Origin of the sequence: Streptomyces sp. 4F14, assembly GCF_048159485.1 — a bacterium.
In the GTDB taxonomy this organism is placed as follows: Bacteria; Actinomycetota; Actinomycetes; order Streptomycetales; family Streptomycetaceae; genus Streptomyces.
In genome coordinates, this window is record NZ_JBLRVY010000232.1 from 1 (window position 1) to 372 (window position 372).

The following is a 372-nucleotide window of genomic DNA, read 5'->3' on the forward strand; positions in this document are numbered from 1 at the left end:
GCAGACAACCGCCGCACCCACGGCCCCACTACGGCCGCACCCACGGTCCCACCACGACCGCACCCACGACCGCACCCACGGCCGCTCCCACGGTCCCCCCTCGGCCGCCCCCACGGCCCCACCACCGGGCCACCCCACGGCCCTTCACGCAGGAATGCGGGAGCGCACCCGGACCCTCGTCTCGATCCGCGTCATCACCGACGACGTCGCCCGTCTCGTCGGCTGCTACGAGCGCGTCACCGGCGTGCGCGCGGACCGGGCCACCGAGGACTTCGCCGAACTGCGCACCCCCGCCGGCACGCTCGCGATCGGCAGCACCCGTACCGTCCCGCTCTTCGCCCCCGGCTCCGCCCACCCGGCGGCCACCCGGAG

The 372-nt window shown here is 76.6% G+C and carries 1 pseudogene; it reads left to right on the forward strand.

Annotated elements, in window-relative coordinates:
* Positions 1–154: 154 nt before the first annotated feature.
* Positions 155–372, forward strand: a pseudogene (locus ACLZOT_RS50475) (VOC family protein); the annotation flags it as partial.